The organism is Streptomyces sp. NPDC044061 (assembly GCF_056434305.1).
The window spans coordinates 182,884-196,355 of the sequence record NZ_JBWKFL010000010.1 but is presented as its reverse complement, the minus strand read 5'-3'; the positions used below and the strand labels follow the sequence as shown (position 1 = coordinate 196,355).

Sequence of the window (13,472 nt, the reverse complement as noted above, 5' to 3'; positions counted from 1 at the left end):
AGTGGGCTCGGCGCAAGCGCCGTCCCGGAGAACGACCCCGTGCCACGGCGGGCTGCCTTCGATGGCCGCGCAGGCGACGGGCAGCGTCAGCGGCGGCGCCGCTCCGGCGCGGACAGCGCGGCGGTGAAGTCGTTCAGGGCCGCGAGGTTGTGGGCGCTGACGACGGCGTCGCAGTAGGGCAGGGCGGCTGCCATGCCGGACACGAGCGGGCGGTAACGGGGGCTCGCCGTGCGCGGGTTGGCCCATACGACGCGGTGGGCAACCCGGGACAGCCGTGCCATGTGGGTGGCGAGGTCGGCGGGGGCGCCGGTGTCCCAGCCGTCGGAGATGACGGCGACCACGGCGCCGTGCGCCATGCCGCGCCGGCCGAACCGCTCGTTGAACTCCGCCAGGCACTCCGCGATCCGGGTCCCCCCGGACCAGTCCGGGGCCGCCCGTCCGGCCCGTGCCAGGGCGTCGTCCGGGCCGGACCGGCGCAGGACGGGCGTGAGGCGGGTGAGCCGGGTGGCGAACGTGAAGACCTCGGCGTGAGTGGCGCGGGCGGCGCAGTAGAGCAGTTGCAGCATCGCGCGGGCGTAGGGCTCCATCGATCCGGAGATGTCGCAGAGCACGATGAGGTCGCGGGGGCGGGCGCGGGGCACGAAACGGTGCAGCCGCAGCGGGTATCCGCCGGTGCGCCGGGCGGCGGCGAGGGTGCGGCGCACGTCGATGCGCGCGCCGTGGTGCGCGGTGCGGCGCCGGCGGGACGGCCGGGTCGGGGTGCGCAGGACGAGGGTGCGCATCACCTCGGAGAGGAGCGCCAGTTCCTCGGCGGACAGGTCCGCGAAGTCGCGTCCCGCGAGGCGGTCGAGCGGACTGGCGGCGAGAGGTACGGGAGCCTCCTGCGAGGGTGCGTCGGCCTCCTGACGTCGTCCGTCGGCGGTGGCGATCCGGGTGTCGGAGACGCGGCCGGGCACGGTGTTGGGGAGGGACCGGGCCGGGTCGCCGGGTTGTCCGCGCTGTGCTTCACGGTCTGCGGGGCCGCCGAAGACCTCGCGGAAGACCTCGTCGAACGGCTCGATCTGCTCGGGGTCGGACACCAGGGTGGCGAGCGCGCAGTGCCGCAGCTCGCGCGTCGTCGACGGTGCCAGCAGGGTGAGCGCCCGGGCGAAGCCACGGGTGCGGTCGGGGCCCACCACGACGCCCGCGTCGTGCAGGGCCGCGGTGAACGAGGCGGCCAGTTCCGGCAGGTCAGGCATCGGAGACCGGCTCCGCGTCGACCAGCTCCGCCACTCCGGACCGGCGTACGGCCTCCAGGTCCTCGGCGTACTTCAGCACCGCCCCCAGCGTGCGGTCGGCGGCGTCGGCGTCGAGAACGGAGAGCCCCAGCGCGCGCAGCGCGCCCGCCCAGTCGATCGCCTCGGCGATGCCGGGCGGCTTGGTGAGCTCCTGCCGGGCGCGCAGCCGCGCCACCCCGTGTGCCACGCGCGCGGCCAGCCACTCGGCCGAGTCCGGGACCCGTCTGCGGATGATCGCGGCGACGCGTGCGGTGTCCGGGTAGTCGATCCAGTGGTAGAGGCAGCGGCGTTTGAGCGCGTCGTGCAGATCCCGGGTGCGGTTGGAGGTCAGCACGGCCACCGGCGGCACCAGGGCCGTCCGGGTGCCGAGTTCGGGGATGGTGACCGCCGCGTCGGCGAGCAGTTCCAGCAGGAACGCCTCGAACTCGTCGTCGGCGCGGTCCACCTCGTCGATGAGCAGCACCGCCGGCCGCGGTCCCGGGTGGCAGATCGCGGCGAGCAGCGGCCGTGGCAGCAGGTAGTCCTCGGTGAACAGGTCGGCGTCCCGCAGGGGTTCCCCGCGGGACTCGGCCAGCCGGATCGCCAGCAGCTGCCGTGGGTAGTTCCACTCGTAGAGGGCCTCGGCCGAGGACAGTCCCTCGTAGCACTGCAGCCGGATCAGCGGGGTGTCGAGCACGGCGGCGAGGGCGCGGGCCGCCTCGGTCTTGCCGACGCCGGGCTCGCCCTCCAGCAGGATCGGCTGCCGCATGCGCACGGCAAGCAGCAGTGCCGTGGCCAGGGCGTCGTCGGCCAGGTAGCCGACCGTGTCGAGACGCGAGCGCAGGGCGGGGACATCGGGTACGAGGGAGTCGAGGTCAGGCATGCGCGTAACGGGAGGGGTCGTCGGCGAAGGCGTGCCGGCACCCCGGCCCGCAGAAGTACACCCGGCCGCCGTCCCGGTCCAGGGAGAGGGTGTCGGGCGTGATCGCCACGGTCATGCCGCACACGGGGTCCACGCCCTCGGCCACGGCCCGCGGTGCGGCGGGGCCGGTTTCGGGGCGCACGGCCCGGGCCGCTTTCGGGCGCAGGGCGGTGATCTCGGCGTACACCGACAGCGCGATCTCCCCCGGGGTCCGGGCGCCGATGTCCAGACCGGCCGGGGTGTGGACGCGTGCGCGTTGTTCCTCGGCGATGTCCAGGCCGGCGAGCACCGCGGCGCCGCGCTTCGGACTGGCCACCAGCCCGATGTACGGGACCCCGGCACGCGCGGCCTCGATCAGCACGGTCTCCTCGTCGCGGCCGTGGGTGGCGATGACGACGACGTCCAGATCGGGCGGCAGCGGCTCCCCGGGCGAGGCCGGCCGGGCGTCGAGGCCGAGCGCGCGCCCCACGTCGAGCAGGGCGCGGGCGATGGGGGCGTGTCCGTAGACGTACGCCAGCGCCGGGGGGAGGTTGGCCTCCAGGAAGATGTCGAGCGTCCCGCCGGACAGGCAGGGGTTGGCCACCGTGACCAGGCCTTCGACGGGCTCCGGCACGCCCCCGGTGCCGGCATCCACGCCTGGCGTGATCCTCAGCAGCAGCGACTCGCCGGTCGCCAGCACGCGCAGGCCCTGCAGCTGCACGGTCGTCTCGGCGCAGGTGCCGCCCACGAAGCCCTCGACGGTGCCGTCGGGCAGCACCAGCGCGCTGTCCCCGGGCTTGGCGCTCGTGGGCCGTTCCGCGTGCACGACGGTGGCCAGCACGAACGGGGTTCGGCCGTGCCGGAGCGCGTCCGCGCGGGTCAGCAGTTCGGTGTTCGTCATGGCGGCAGCCTCAGGTGATCGCCATGTCGGTGCGCAGCGGCCGGCCCTGGGCGGCCCGCCACACCACGGCGGGCGTCAGCGGCATGTCGACATGGCGTACGCCGAGCGGCTTCAGCGCGTCGACCACGGCGTTGACCACAGCGGCGGGCGAGCCCACCGTGGCGGACTCGCCGACGCCCTTGGCGCCGATGGGGTGGTGCGGGGAGGGGGTGACGGTCTCGCCGAGCTCCCACGAGGGGCACTCGACCGAGGTGGGCAGGAGATAGTCCATGAACGACCCGCCGAGGCAGTTGCCGTCCTCGTCGAAGGCGATCACCTGCATGAGCGCCATGCCGAGGCCGTCGGCGAGTCCGCCGTGCACCTGGCCCTCGACGATCGTGGGGTTGATCCGGTTGCCGCAGTCGTCGACGGCGACGAACCGGCGGACCTTCACCTGACCGGTGTCCGCGTCCACGTCGGCGACGCAGATGTACGCGCCGAACGGGAAGGTGAGGTTCGGCGGGTTGTAGACGCAGCTCGCGTCCAGGTGGCCCTCGACGCCCTCGGGCAGTTCCAGGTTGGAGTGTGCGGCGAGGGCGATCTCGGCCATGGACCGTCCCTGGTCGGGGTCGCCCGTGACGAACCAGCGGCCCTTCTCCCACTCCAGGTCGTCCGGGCTCACTTCGAGCATCGCGGAGGCGACGATCTTCGCGCGTTCGCGGACCTTGCGGGCGACCATCGCGGCCGCGGCTCCGGACACCGGTGTCGAGCGGGAGCCGTAGGTGCCGAGCCCGAACGGGGTCTGGTCGGTGTCGCCGTGCACCACCTCGACGTCCTCGGGCGGGATGCCCAGTTCCTCGGCGACGATCTGCGCGAACGTCGTCTCGTGGCCCTGCCCCTGGCTCTGTACGGAGATTCGCAGGACGGCCTTGCCGGTCGGGTGGACCCGCAGTTCGGCACCGTCGGCCATGCCGAGTCCGAGGATGTCCATGTGCTTGCGCGGGCCCGCGCCGACGGCCTCGGTGAAGAAGCTGACCCCGATGCCCATCAGCTCGCCGCGCTCGCGCTTTTCGGCCTGCTCCCGGCGCAGGTCCTCGTAGTGCGCGATGTCCATCGCCAGCCGCAGGGCGCGCGGGTAGTCGCCGGAGTCGTACTCCCACCCCGTCTGCGTCCGGTACGGGAACTGCCCGGGCCGCAGCAGGTTGCGCATCCGCAGCTCGGCCGGGTCCGTACCGAGCCTGTCGGCGAGCACGTCGACCATCCGCTCGACCAGGTACACGGCCTCGGTGACGCGGAACGAGCAGGCGTAGGCGACGCCGCCGGGGGCCTTGTCGGTGTAGACGCCGGTCACGGTGCAGTGGGCGGCGGCCAGTTCGTACGAGCCGGTGAAGACGCCGAAGAAGCCGGCAGGGAACTGCGTCGGCTGGGCGGTGGCGTTGAACGCGCCGTGATCGGCGATCACATGGACGCGCAGGCCCAGGATCTTCCCGTCCTTCGTCGCCGCGATCTCGCCGTGCATGTGGTAGTCGCGGGCGAAGGAGGTGCTCATCAGGTTCTCCGAGCGGTCCTCCATCCACTTCACCGGCTTGCCGGTGACGATCGAGCCGACGACCGCGCACACGTAACCGGGGTAGATGCCGACCTTGTTGCCGAAGCCTCCCCCGATGTCCGGGGCGATGATCCGGATCTTGTGCTCGGGGATGCCGGCCACCATCGCGTAGATCGTGCGGTGGGCGTGCGGGGCCTGGGTGGTGGACCACACCGTCAGCTTCCCGGTGATGGCGTCCATGTCCGCCACGGTGCCGCAGGTCTCCAGCGGGGCCGGGTGCACCCGCGGATAGAGCATGTCCTGCTCCACCACGACGTCGGCGGCCGCGAAGACCTCGTCGGTTCGCTCCTTGTCACCCGCCGACCAGTCGAAGATGTGATTGTCGGTCTGCCCTTCCTTGTCGTCGCGGATCACCGGCGCGTCCGGGTCGAGCGCCCGGCGGGCGTCGACGACCGCCGGGAGCGGTTCGTACGCCACGTCGATCAGTTCGAGGGCGTCCCGGGCGGCGTAGCGGTCCTCGGCGACGACGAACGCGACCTCCTGGCCCTGGAAGCGCACCTTGTCGGTGGCCAGCACCGCCTGCGAGTCGTACGAGAGCGTGGGCATCCAGGCCAGTCCGAGACCGGCCAGGGTCTCCCCCGTGATCACGGCCCTGACCTTCGGGTGCGCCTCTGCGGCGCTGGTGTCGACGGACACGATCCGGGCGTGCGCCAGCGGGCTGCGCAGGATCGCGCCGTGCAGCATCCCGGGCAGCGTCACGTCGTCGACGTAGGTTCCGTGGCCGCGGACGAACCGCGCGTCCTCCTTGCGGGTCATCCGACCGAAACCGACCGGCCGTTCCTCGGTGGTCGTCATGCCCGCACCTCCTCGCGGCCGGGCGCCGGCTCGGTGCCCGCGTCGGCGGTCCCCTGCCCGCCGCCGTGCTCGGCGGCCCAGCGGATGGAGCGCACGATGTTCTCGTAACCGGTGCAACGGCACGCCTGTCCGGAGATGGCCTCGCGGATGTCCTCCTCGGACGGATCCGCGTCGTGGTCCAGCAGCCAGCGGGCTGTCATCATCATCCCGGGCGTGCAGAAGCCGCACTGCAGGCCGTGGCAGGCGATGAACCCCTTCTGCACCGGGTCGAGTTCGGCCCCGTGCGCCAGACCCTCGACGGTCCGCACCTCATGGCCGTCGGCCATCACCGCGAGTACGGTGCAGGACTTGACCGGCGTCCCGTCCAGCCAGACGGTGCACACCCCGCAGTTGGAGGTGTCGCAGCCCCAGTGGGTGCCGGTGAGCCCGAGTTCGTCGCGCAGGAAGTGCACGAGCAGCAGCCTGGGCTCCACGTCCCTCGTGTGCTGCTCGCCGTTCACGGTCACGGTGATCCGCATGTCACGCCTCCTGCCCCTGGGCGCGTGCGGCGGCGGCGCGCAGCGCCCGGGTGGTGAGCTCCCCGGCCAGATGCCGCTTGTAGTCGACCGGGCCGCGCTGGTCGGCCGCCGGCCTGCACTCCTGCGCGGCGATCCGGCCCGCCTCGGCGAAGGCCTCGTCGTCCGGCCGTCCACCGCGCAGGAAGTCCTCCGCCTGCTCGGCCACGAACCGTGGGGCACCCACAGCGGTCAGCCCGATCCCTGCCTCGGTGATGACCTCGTTGGAGATCTCCAGCACCGCCCCCGCGGCGACGACCGCATAGTCGCCGACCCTGCGCTCGACCTTGCGGTAGGCGCTGGCGTGCGAACGGATGGGCACACGGATCTCCACCAGGAGCTCCGCCTCGTTCAGCGCGGTCTCGTACGGCCCGAGGAAGAACTCCCTGATGGGGATCGTGCGCCTGCCGCCCGCACCCTGGGCGACGAGGGTCGCCCGCAGTGCCGAGAACGCCGCGGACAGGTCCTCCGAGGGATCCGCCTGACACAGCGAGCCACCCACGGTGCCGCGGTTGCGGACGAGCGGATCGGCGATGACCCGTTCCGCGTCCCGCAGGACGGGGAAGTGCTCACCGACCACCGGCGAGGCGAGCAGCTCCGCGTGCCGGACCATCGCGCCGACGGCCAGGTCATGGCCGTCCACCCGGATCAGCGCCAGCTCGCCGAGGCCGTTGATGTCGATCAGGGCTTCGGGCTGAGCCAGCCGCAGCTTCATCATCGGCAGCAGGCTGTGTCCGCCCGCCACCACCCGGGCCTCGGGGCCGTACCGGGTGAGCAGCTCGATCGCCTGCTCGACGCTGGTGGCCCTCTCGTACTGGAATGCAGCCGGAACTTGCATCGGGCCCTCCTGGAACGCTGTGCCCGTTGCTGTCCTCATGCTGCGCTCTTCACACCGGTCACGCAATCGGTGCACAAGCATTCGATGCATAAGCACTAAGTGACCGCCTCCCATTACCCGGCATTCGGGTGGCATATGCCACTGGCGGGAGTGTTCGAATGGTCATGCGCTGGATCACCCCGAACGATGGTGCTCGAACCCGCCTCAGGAGGTGATCATGTGAAGCTTTCCCCCGGACCATGGGCCGTCTCGCGGCTCTGGGCGACGGTGCGGCCGTGGGCGATCGTGGCATTCATCGTGCTGGTCCTCCTGGTGACGACGGCATACCTGGCCTGGTTCGGCCTCGAAGACCTGATGCACGCCCTGGACTTCCCCGGTCGCATTACCGGTGCCGTCATGTTCGTCGCCTCGGTCATCACCTTCGTGGGCGCCCTCGCAGTTCTGGACTACGCATTCCGGGGCTGCTTCCCGCACTCCGGCCTGGTTGCGCTGATCGGCACAGTCGCAGCATTTGTGACCAACGCCATGCTCACCCTGGAGGTGTTCAAGGACGGCGACTCCACGCCCTACCAGGTTCTGTGGGGCCTGCTCACGGGGGCCTCCGCGTTGGCCGCCTTCCTGGTGTGGCGGACAAGGGTCGACATCCCCGCTCCGAAGCGCGTGGCCGCGGCAGTGGTCGTCTCCTCGGTCCTCGCGGTGACCAATTTCGGCTATCAGCACCTCTACCAGCCGTATCAACGCGGAGGCAGACCTCTCATCACGTTGAGCGTGGGACAGGCCATGCTGAGTCAAGACCGCAAGAAGTTTGCCGTGCCGGTCGACATCAGACTCGAGAACCACAGTGAGATGGGCTTCTACGTGGTCGGCGCCGAATTCCACGCCATGGGCGAGCGGGTGCCGCTGACCACGAAGGACCGCCTCCGCCTGCAGTGGCGCGCAGACGCCCAGCAACGGCGTGAATTCCGGGAGAGAAGCCCGCTGACGCGCAGGGAGGTACGCGAGCCCGGCGAACTGGTGATGGCACAGCCGTGGATGGATCCCGGAGACTGGATCGAGGCAAGCGACAGCCTTGTCACTCGGACCGTTGTACAACTTCCCGTCAAGACGTCGTACGACCATCTGGCCTTCTATGCCACCGCGAGCTTCGGCCGTAAGGACCGTCTCGGTCTGGATCACTTCGAAAGTCTCACCTACTCATGGCATGGCGGCAAGGTTCCCCATTGGGCGAAGGAAAAAGACATCGACTCCGTCATCTACCGAGGGAGGGTGCACGAAAACAACGCGCTCGACGAACACACGCGGGACCCCCGCTACTTGAGCGTCTATTGGCGGTTCGGCACGCATGGCGCAGACGTGACGTACACCGTCGCGCGCGCGGGAGAGGAAGACCGCCAGACCAATCCACGGAGAGTCGTGGGCCGGTACGGCATCGTCGATGCCGGATCAGGCCCGATCGAACAAACCCTGTGGGACATCAAGAACCGGCGTTGACCAACCCCTCCAACCACACCACCAACGCCAGCGAGCCGTTCATACGATCCCAGGCGTACGAATCCCCCATGCCCAGCTGAGCCTCCCTCAGTGCCCGGCACAGTGTGTCGATGTCGAACATCTCCTCCACCAGCGGATGCCGGGCGGAGCGGCACAGGTCCATGAGTTCGTCGCCGTGCGTGCGCAGTCCGCGGGCGTACAGCGCGTTGAAGGGGACCTTGTCCGTTCGGGCCCTGATCCCGGGCGGGAGCAGGTCTGCCATGGCCTCGCGGAGAACCGCCTTCGGGCGTCCCGGACGGAACGTGGCTTCCGCGGGGAGGCGACGCATCGCCGTCATGACATCGGGGTCCAGGAAGGGGTGTGAGAGGAAGAATCCGTCCCGTCGCGCGCGGTGCCAGGACAAGGGGTCCGGAGCGGCGATGTAGTTGGCCGCTTCGTAGAGCGACTGTTCCGGCCTGTGGCCGAACATGAGGCGGCTCGCCGCGATGCTTGCCTCGCGGTAGCCGTGAGCCCGCGCGAAGCTGGGCCGCAGCCATCGGGGGCGGCCGAAGTTGCCGAGGCCGCCGAGTACCGTCCCGGTGCGGGCGAGTGCCGTGATCCGTTCGGCTGCCAGGGGAACGGTCGGCTGTACGACATAGGCCTGCACGATGTCCCACAGGCCCCGCTCGGTGCCCGCCGCCCAGGCGCGTGCCTCGTGCGTCATCTGCCGGAGCCGGCCCGTGCGGGCCAGCCTGTGCAGGTGGAACGGGTTGGCGTCCGCGACGGGATCGGCTCCGCAGCCGGTCAGGAGGGTGTCACAGCCCCATTCCGCCGCGGCGGTGTGCAGCCTGGCCCAGAAGGGGGCGCGGAAGGCGTGCGCGTGGGGTTCGTCCGTGTCTCCCGCGTGGTGCCGGAAGTCGTCGAAGTCGGCCACGTCGTCGGCGTCGACCATCACCGGGCGGGCCGACGGTGCGTACCGGCGGATCGCCGCCATCGCCTCTTCGAGGTACGGCTGTTCCGCGGACAGTTCTCCGTCGGTGAAGCGCCCTGCCAGCAGGACGAGGTCCCCGTCGGCCGGCAGGCGTGCCGCGAGCAGCGCGATGCTGGTGGAGTCGGTGCCGCCGGAGACGTGGCATGCCGTCACTCGGCCCATGCGGCGCCCGACGGCGTTCTCCAGTGCGAGGCGCAGGTCCTTCGCCGCCTCGTCGAGGCGGGATCCGGATGTCGGCGGTGGCGGCGGGGGCTGTGTCTCGTCGGCGCGTCGCAGCGCCCTGCCGCGCAGTCGCCCGGTGATCGAGAGCTCCACCACTTCGCCGCCGAGTACGCGGTGCACCCCGGTGAACGGGGTGAGCTCCGTATGGGGTTGGGCCAGGTTGCCGGTCAAGTAGCGGCAGAGGTAGCGAGGTTCGAGTTCCGTCACGCCGTTGCCCAGGCTGCGCGCCGAGGTGCTCACCCCGCTCACCCGGCCCTCGGTCTCCCTGAAGAACAGGGGGATGCGCGCATGCTCGTCCCGCATCAGCAGGATGCGGTCGCCGCACACCAGCACCGCCGCGAACTCGCCGGCAGGCAGCCGCGGTGCGGTTCCCGGTCGGCCGAATTCCTCGAGGAGGTTGCGCGCGCCCGCCGTCCGGTCGCGGGCCGAGCCGACCCAGCCGACGACCGCCGCGGCGCCCGCTCGGGAGGAGACCGTCGTCACGAGCCCCTGGCGCACCATGGCCTCGTCCGCCCGGAGTTTCGGTGCTCCCCCGGCCCATTCGAGGCGGAGTGCTTCCATGTCACGGTCCTCCGCAGCCGATCGAGAGCACCGGTGCGAAGGCGTGCCCGCGCGGCTCGGCGTCGGGGATGCACAGGCCGCCCGACGAGGTCCAGGCGTGCAGGGCGAACGGGTGCTCGCGCACACCGACATGGAGTACGGCCTTCAGGCCGCGCCGCCGCAGCAGGACGAACGCCGTCACGGCCTCGGTCTTGCAGTCGTCGTTGACGAGCCAGCTGGTGCGGCTAGGTGCTTGCACCGCTCTTTTCAGGCGGGCGACGTCGTCCGCGGTGGGGATGTCCGCACGGGCGTACTCCGGGGCCACCAGGGACAGGAGCCGCAGCACGCGCCCGAATCCGAGGGTCCGGATCAGCAGGTGCACCGCGCGCAGCCAGAGCCCGATCTCGGTGTCCGAACAGGCCCGTTCGCGGGTCGGCGCGCATCCGGCGCGGACGAGTCCGGTGACGAGTTCCGCTCGTTCCTCGGAGCTTTCGTCGGCGAACTTCCTGAGGTCCGCCGTCGTCATTCCGAGGAATCGCGTCCGTCTCCAGTCCGCGATCAGCGCTCCCCCGGACGTTCTGGTGACACGGCAGTGCGGTGACAGGATCCGCGTCATGGCTGCCAGGGCATCGGTGTCCTCTGCCACCGCGTATCCTCCAGGGTTCCGCCGAGAACGGTGAACGGTGTCAGGACTGGTATCCGTGCCCGTCGTAGTGGCCGCCGCTGAAGCCCCGGATCAGGCGGCCGTTGCCGAGAACGACGAGTCCGAGCGGCATGCGGCGCCGCAGAAATCGGAGAAACATCGCCTACCTCCGGAATCAGGCGGTATCGATCAAATCCGATCAAGTCCAGGCTACTCTGCCCCGATTCCCTCGCAACCCGACCAGTCGACGGGCACCTTGCAGGCAGGTGCGGTTGACCAGTCGTCAGGCATCGGCCTGTCCGGCCCTCGGAGGCCTGACCCACCCCAGCGATCGCTCCACGGCCCGCTGCCAGTTGTCGTACTCCGCCTCCCGGTGCTCGGCGTCCATGTCGGGCAGCCACTGGGCGGCCCGGTGCCAGTTGCGGCGCAGGACCTCCAGGTCGGACCAGTAGCCCGCGGCGAGGCCGGCCGCGTAGGCGGCGCCGAGGGAGACCGTCTCGGCGACCATGGGGCGCACCACGGGCACGGCGAGTACGTCGGCCACGAACTGCATGAGCAGGTTGTCCGCCGTCATGCCGCCGTCCACCTTGAGTTCCTTGAGGGCGACGGAGGAGTCGGCGTTCATGGCGTCGACGACCTCGCGGGTCTGCCAGCCGGTGGCCTCCAGGACGGCTCGCGCCAGGTGACCCTTGGTGATGTACGAGGTGAGGCCGACGATGACGCCGCGGGCGTCGCTGCGCCAGCGGGGGGCGAACAGACCCGAGAAGGCGGGCACGATGTAGCAGCCGCCGTTGTCCTCGACCGTCCGCGCGAGGGTCTCGATCTCCGGGGCGCTGTTGATCAGTCCCAGCCGGTCACGGAACCACTGGACGAGGGCGCCGGTGACGGCGATGGAGCCCTCCAGGGCGTAGACCGGTTTCTGGTCCCCGATCTTGTAGGCGACGGTGGTGAGGAGTCCGTGCCGGGAGCGCACCAGCTCGGTGCCGGTGTTGAGCAGCAGGAAGCTGCCGGTGCCGTACGTGCACTTCGCCTCACCCGGGGAGAAGCAGGTCTGGCCGAAGAGGGCGGCCTGCTGGTCGCCGAGGGCGGCCGTGATGCCGACGTCGGGCAGGAGCGCACGGGCATCGCCGTACGTCTCGGCGGAGGGCCTGATCTCGGGCAGCATCGAGCGGGGCACGCCGAAGAACGTCAGCAGTTCCTCGTCCCAGGTGAGCGAGCGGATGTTCATCAGCATCGTGCGACTGGCGTTGGTGGCGTCGGTGATGTGCAGACCGCCGTCGCTGCCTCCGGTGAGGTTCCAGACCAGCCAGCTCTCCATCGTGCCGAACAGCACCTCACCGTCCCGTGCGCGCTGCTCCAGATCCTTGACGTTGTCGAACAGCCAGCGGATCCGCAGGGCCGAGAAGTAGGTCGAGGGCGGCAGGCCGCACCGCTCCAGGAAGAACTCCTCTCCGGGCCGCTGTCCGAGCTCCTCGACGAGCGGCGCCGTGCGGGTGTCCTGCCAGACGATCGCCCGGCCCAACGGGGTGCCCGTCCGCCGGTCCCAGAGCACCGTCGTCTCCCGCTGGTTGGCCACGCCGATGGCGGAGACCTGGCCCGGGTCGACACCGGCGGCGGACAGGGACTCCGGTACGACGCGTTGCAGGTTGTGCCAGATCTCGACGGCGTCGTGCTCGACCCAGCCGGGCCTGGGAAAGTGCTGCTGGTGCTCCCGCTGCGCGACCGACACCAGACGCCCCCGGTGGTCGAACAGAATGCATCGGGTGGAATTGGTGCCCTGATCGATGGACATTACGTACCGTTCAGCCATGATCGGGTCTGCCTTCCGACGGGTCGGGGTGCGGCGGGCCTACCAGCGAGTGGCGCCCAGGTCTCTGGAGATGGCCCGCGCGGCCTCGCGCAGCAGGGTGATCAGACTCGGGCGGGGGTGACCCTGGCTGTCACAGATCCGCTCGACGGGACCCGACAGCCCGATGGCGCCGACGACGAGGCCGCCGTGTCCCCGGATCGCCGCCGCGAGCCCGGCCTCGCCCATGCTCATTTCCTGGATCTCGGCGGCCCAGCCGAGCTCCCGGACCTCGGCGAGCGCCCGGCTGAGCTGCTCGGGTACGACCAGGGTGTGCCGGGTGTACGCCTCCAGCCCCGCTTCCTGGGCCGACTCCAGGGACGCGGTCCCGTAGGCCAGCAGCACCTTGCCGAGCGAGGAGGCGTGCAGGGGCAGCAGCGAGCCGACGTCCAGGGTCTGGAGCGTGTCGTCCGGCCTGAACACGTGGTGGACGACGAGCACCCTGTCCTCCAGGGGCGTGCCCAGGCGCACCGCCTCCCCACTGCGGGCGGCCAGGGCGTCGGCCCAGTTCAGGGAGCGCGACCGCAGCTCGTTGACGTCCAGGTAACTCGTGCCGAGGTGCAGCAGGGCGGCCCCGAGCTGGTACTTTCCGGTCGCCGCGTCCTGTTCCACGAAGTCCACGTGCTGCAGGGTGCGCAGAATGCCGTGGGCCGTGCCCTTCGCCAGTCCGAGCGAGGCGGCGACCTCGCCGAGCCCGAGTCGGCGGGGCCCGCCGGCGAGCAGCCGGAGGATCGCCGCCGCCCGTTCGATCGACTGGACTGGGCCGGCCATGAAGCGAGCGTATTACCGCCGCGGACGATTCGCTCCGCGGGCAGGTCGGCGCCGGTCCGGCCGGGGACGGGGCCGGGGCGTTCGGTAATGCCGACCCACGTTCATTGACCCGCCCGGTTTGTCTTCATAACGTGCATCGAGGCCCGGCACACACGC

Annotated in this window: 11 protein-coding genes; 1 reads left to right on the top strand and 10 read right to left on the bottom strand. The window is 70.9% G+C overall.

The genetic code is table 11. The features are described from left to right. Positions 1 to 86 precede the first annotated feature (86 nt). From AC07CM_RS18465 to AC07CM_RS18440, 6 genes are read right to left on the bottom strand one after another with little or no spacing between them, the layout of a single operon-like run. Positions 87 to 1,238: a vWA domain-containing protein gene (locus AC07CM_RS18465; RefSeq protein ID WP_478877448.1), complete on the bottom strand. Its 1,152-nt coding sequence runs from the start codon at positions 1,236 to 1,238 to the stop codon at positions 87 to 89. Further along, positions 1,231 to 2,139: an AAA family ATPase gene (locus AC07CM_RS18460; RefSeq protein WP_478877447.1), complete on the bottom strand. Its 909-nt coding sequence runs from the start codon at positions 2,137 to 2,139 to the stop codon at positions 1,231 to 1,233. The genes AC07CM_RS18465 and AC07CM_RS18460 overlap by 8 nt, the downstream gene beginning before the upstream one ends. Then, entirely contained in the window at positions 2,132 to 3,058 is a 927-nt protein-coding gene (locus AC07CM_RS18455) for an XdhC family protein (RefSeq protein ID WP_478877446.1), read from the bottom strand. The genes AC07CM_RS18460 and AC07CM_RS18455 overlap by 8 nt, the downstream gene beginning before the upstream one ends. A 10-nt stretch (positions 3,059 to 3,068) precedes the next feature. Then, on the bottom strand, positions 3,069 to 5,441 hold the full coding sequence (locus tag AC07CM_RS18450; RefSeq protein ID WP_478877445.1) for an aerobic carbon-monoxide dehydrogenase large subunit: 2,373 nt from the start codon (positions 5,439 to 5,441) through the stop codon (positions 3,069 to 3,071). Further along, the gene (locus AC07CM_RS18445; protein ID WP_478877444.1) at positions 5,438 to 5,959 is read right to left on the bottom strand and encodes a (2Fe-2S)-binding protein; all 522 of its coding nucleotides are present in this window, start codon (positions 5,957 to 5,959) and stop codon (positions 5,438 to 5,440) included. The genes AC07CM_RS18450 and AC07CM_RS18445 overlap by 4 nt, the downstream gene beginning before the upstream one ends. Before the next feature lies 1 nt (position 5,960). Continuing rightward, positions 5,961 to 6,833, bottom strand: a complete 873-nt coding sequence (locus tag AC07CM_RS18440; protein ID WP_478877443.1) for an FAD binding domain-containing protein — start codon at positions 6,831 to 6,833, stop codon at positions 5,961 to 5,963. 219 nt (positions 6,834 to 7,052) lie between these two features. Between AC07CM_RS18440 and AC07CM_RS18435 the strand changes: the two genes are divergently transcribed. Next, entirely contained in the window at positions 7,053 to 8,324 is a 1,272-nt protein-coding gene (locus AC07CM_RS18435; protein WP_478877442.1) for a hypothetical protein, read from the top strand. Here AC07CM_RS18435 and AC07CM_RS18430 read toward each other — a convergent pair. The 4 genes from AC07CM_RS18430 to AC07CM_RS18415 all read right to left on the bottom strand — a co-directional run bounded on the left by AC07CM_RS18430 (position 8,308) and on the right by AC07CM_RS18415 (position 13,316). After that, positions 8,308 to 10,077: an asparagine synthase-related protein gene (locus AC07CM_RS18430; protein ID WP_478877441.1), complete on the bottom strand. Its 1,770-nt coding sequence runs from the start codon at positions 10,075 to 10,077 to the stop codon at positions 8,308 to 8,310. The genes AC07CM_RS18435 and AC07CM_RS18430 overlap by 17 nt on opposite strands. A 1-nt stretch (position 10,078) precedes the next feature. Further along, positions 10,079 to 10,702, bottom strand: coding sequence for a lasso peptide biosynthesis B2 protein (locus AC07CM_RS18425; protein ID WP_478877440.1), 624 nt, complete (start codon positions 10,700 to 10,702; stop codon positions 10,079 to 10,081). A gap of 280 nt (positions 10,703 to 10,982) precedes the next feature. Continuing rightward, a complete protein-coding gene (gene glpK, locus AC07CM_RS18420; protein WP_478877439.1) occupies positions 10,983 to 12,509 on the bottom strand; it encodes a glycerol kinase GlpK in 1,527 nt (508 codons plus the stop codon). 39 nt (positions 12,510 to 12,548) lie between these two features. Then, positions 12,549 to 13,316 (bottom strand): IclR family transcriptional regulator, encoded by a 768-nt coding sequence (locus AC07CM_RS18415; RefSeq protein ID WP_478877438.1) that lies wholly within the window; start codon positions 13,314 to 13,316, stop codon positions 12,549 to 12,551. Between the last annotated feature and the right edge of the window lie 156 nt (positions 13,317 to 13,472).

Excerpts from the sequence above, each read along its gene's own strand:
- AC07CM_RS18455 (WP_478877446.1), bottom strand. The coding sequence starts at position 3,058 with ATGACGAACACCGAACTGCTGACCCGCGCGGACGCGCTCCGGCACGGC.
- AC07CM_RS18465 (WP_478877448.1), bottom strand. The coding sequence starts at position 1,238 with ATGCCTGACCTGCCGGAACTGGCCGCCTCGTTCACCGCGGCCCTGCAC.
- AC07CM_RS18460 (WP_478877447.1), bottom strand. The coding sequence starts at position 2,139 with ATGCCTGACCTCGACTCCCTCGTACCCGATGTCCCCGCCCTGCGCTCG.
- glpK (WP_478877439.1), bottom strand. The coding sequence starts at position 12,509 with ATGGCTGAACGGTACGTAATGTCCATCGATCAGGGCACCAATTCCACC.
- AC07CM_RS18450 (WP_478877445.1), bottom strand. The coding sequence starts at position 5,441 with ATGACGACCACCGAGGAACGGCCGGTCGGTTTCGGTCGGATGACCCGC.
- AC07CM_RS18445 (WP_478877444.1), bottom strand. The coding sequence starts at position 5,959 with ATGCGGATCACCGTGACCGTGAACGGCGAGCAGCACACGAGGGACGTG.
- AC07CM_RS18415 (WP_478877438.1), bottom strand. The coding sequence starts at position 13,316 with ATGGCCGGCCCAGTCCAGTCGATCGAACGGGCGGCGGCGATCCTCCGG.
- AC07CM_RS18430 (WP_478877441.1), bottom strand. The coding sequence starts at position 10,077 with ATGGAAGCACTCCGCCTCGAATGGGCCGGGGGAGCACCGAAACTCCGG.
- AC07CM_RS18440 (WP_478877443.1), bottom strand. The coding sequence starts at position 6,833 with ATGCAAGTTCCGGCTGCATTCCAGTACGAGAGGGCCACCAGCGTCGAG.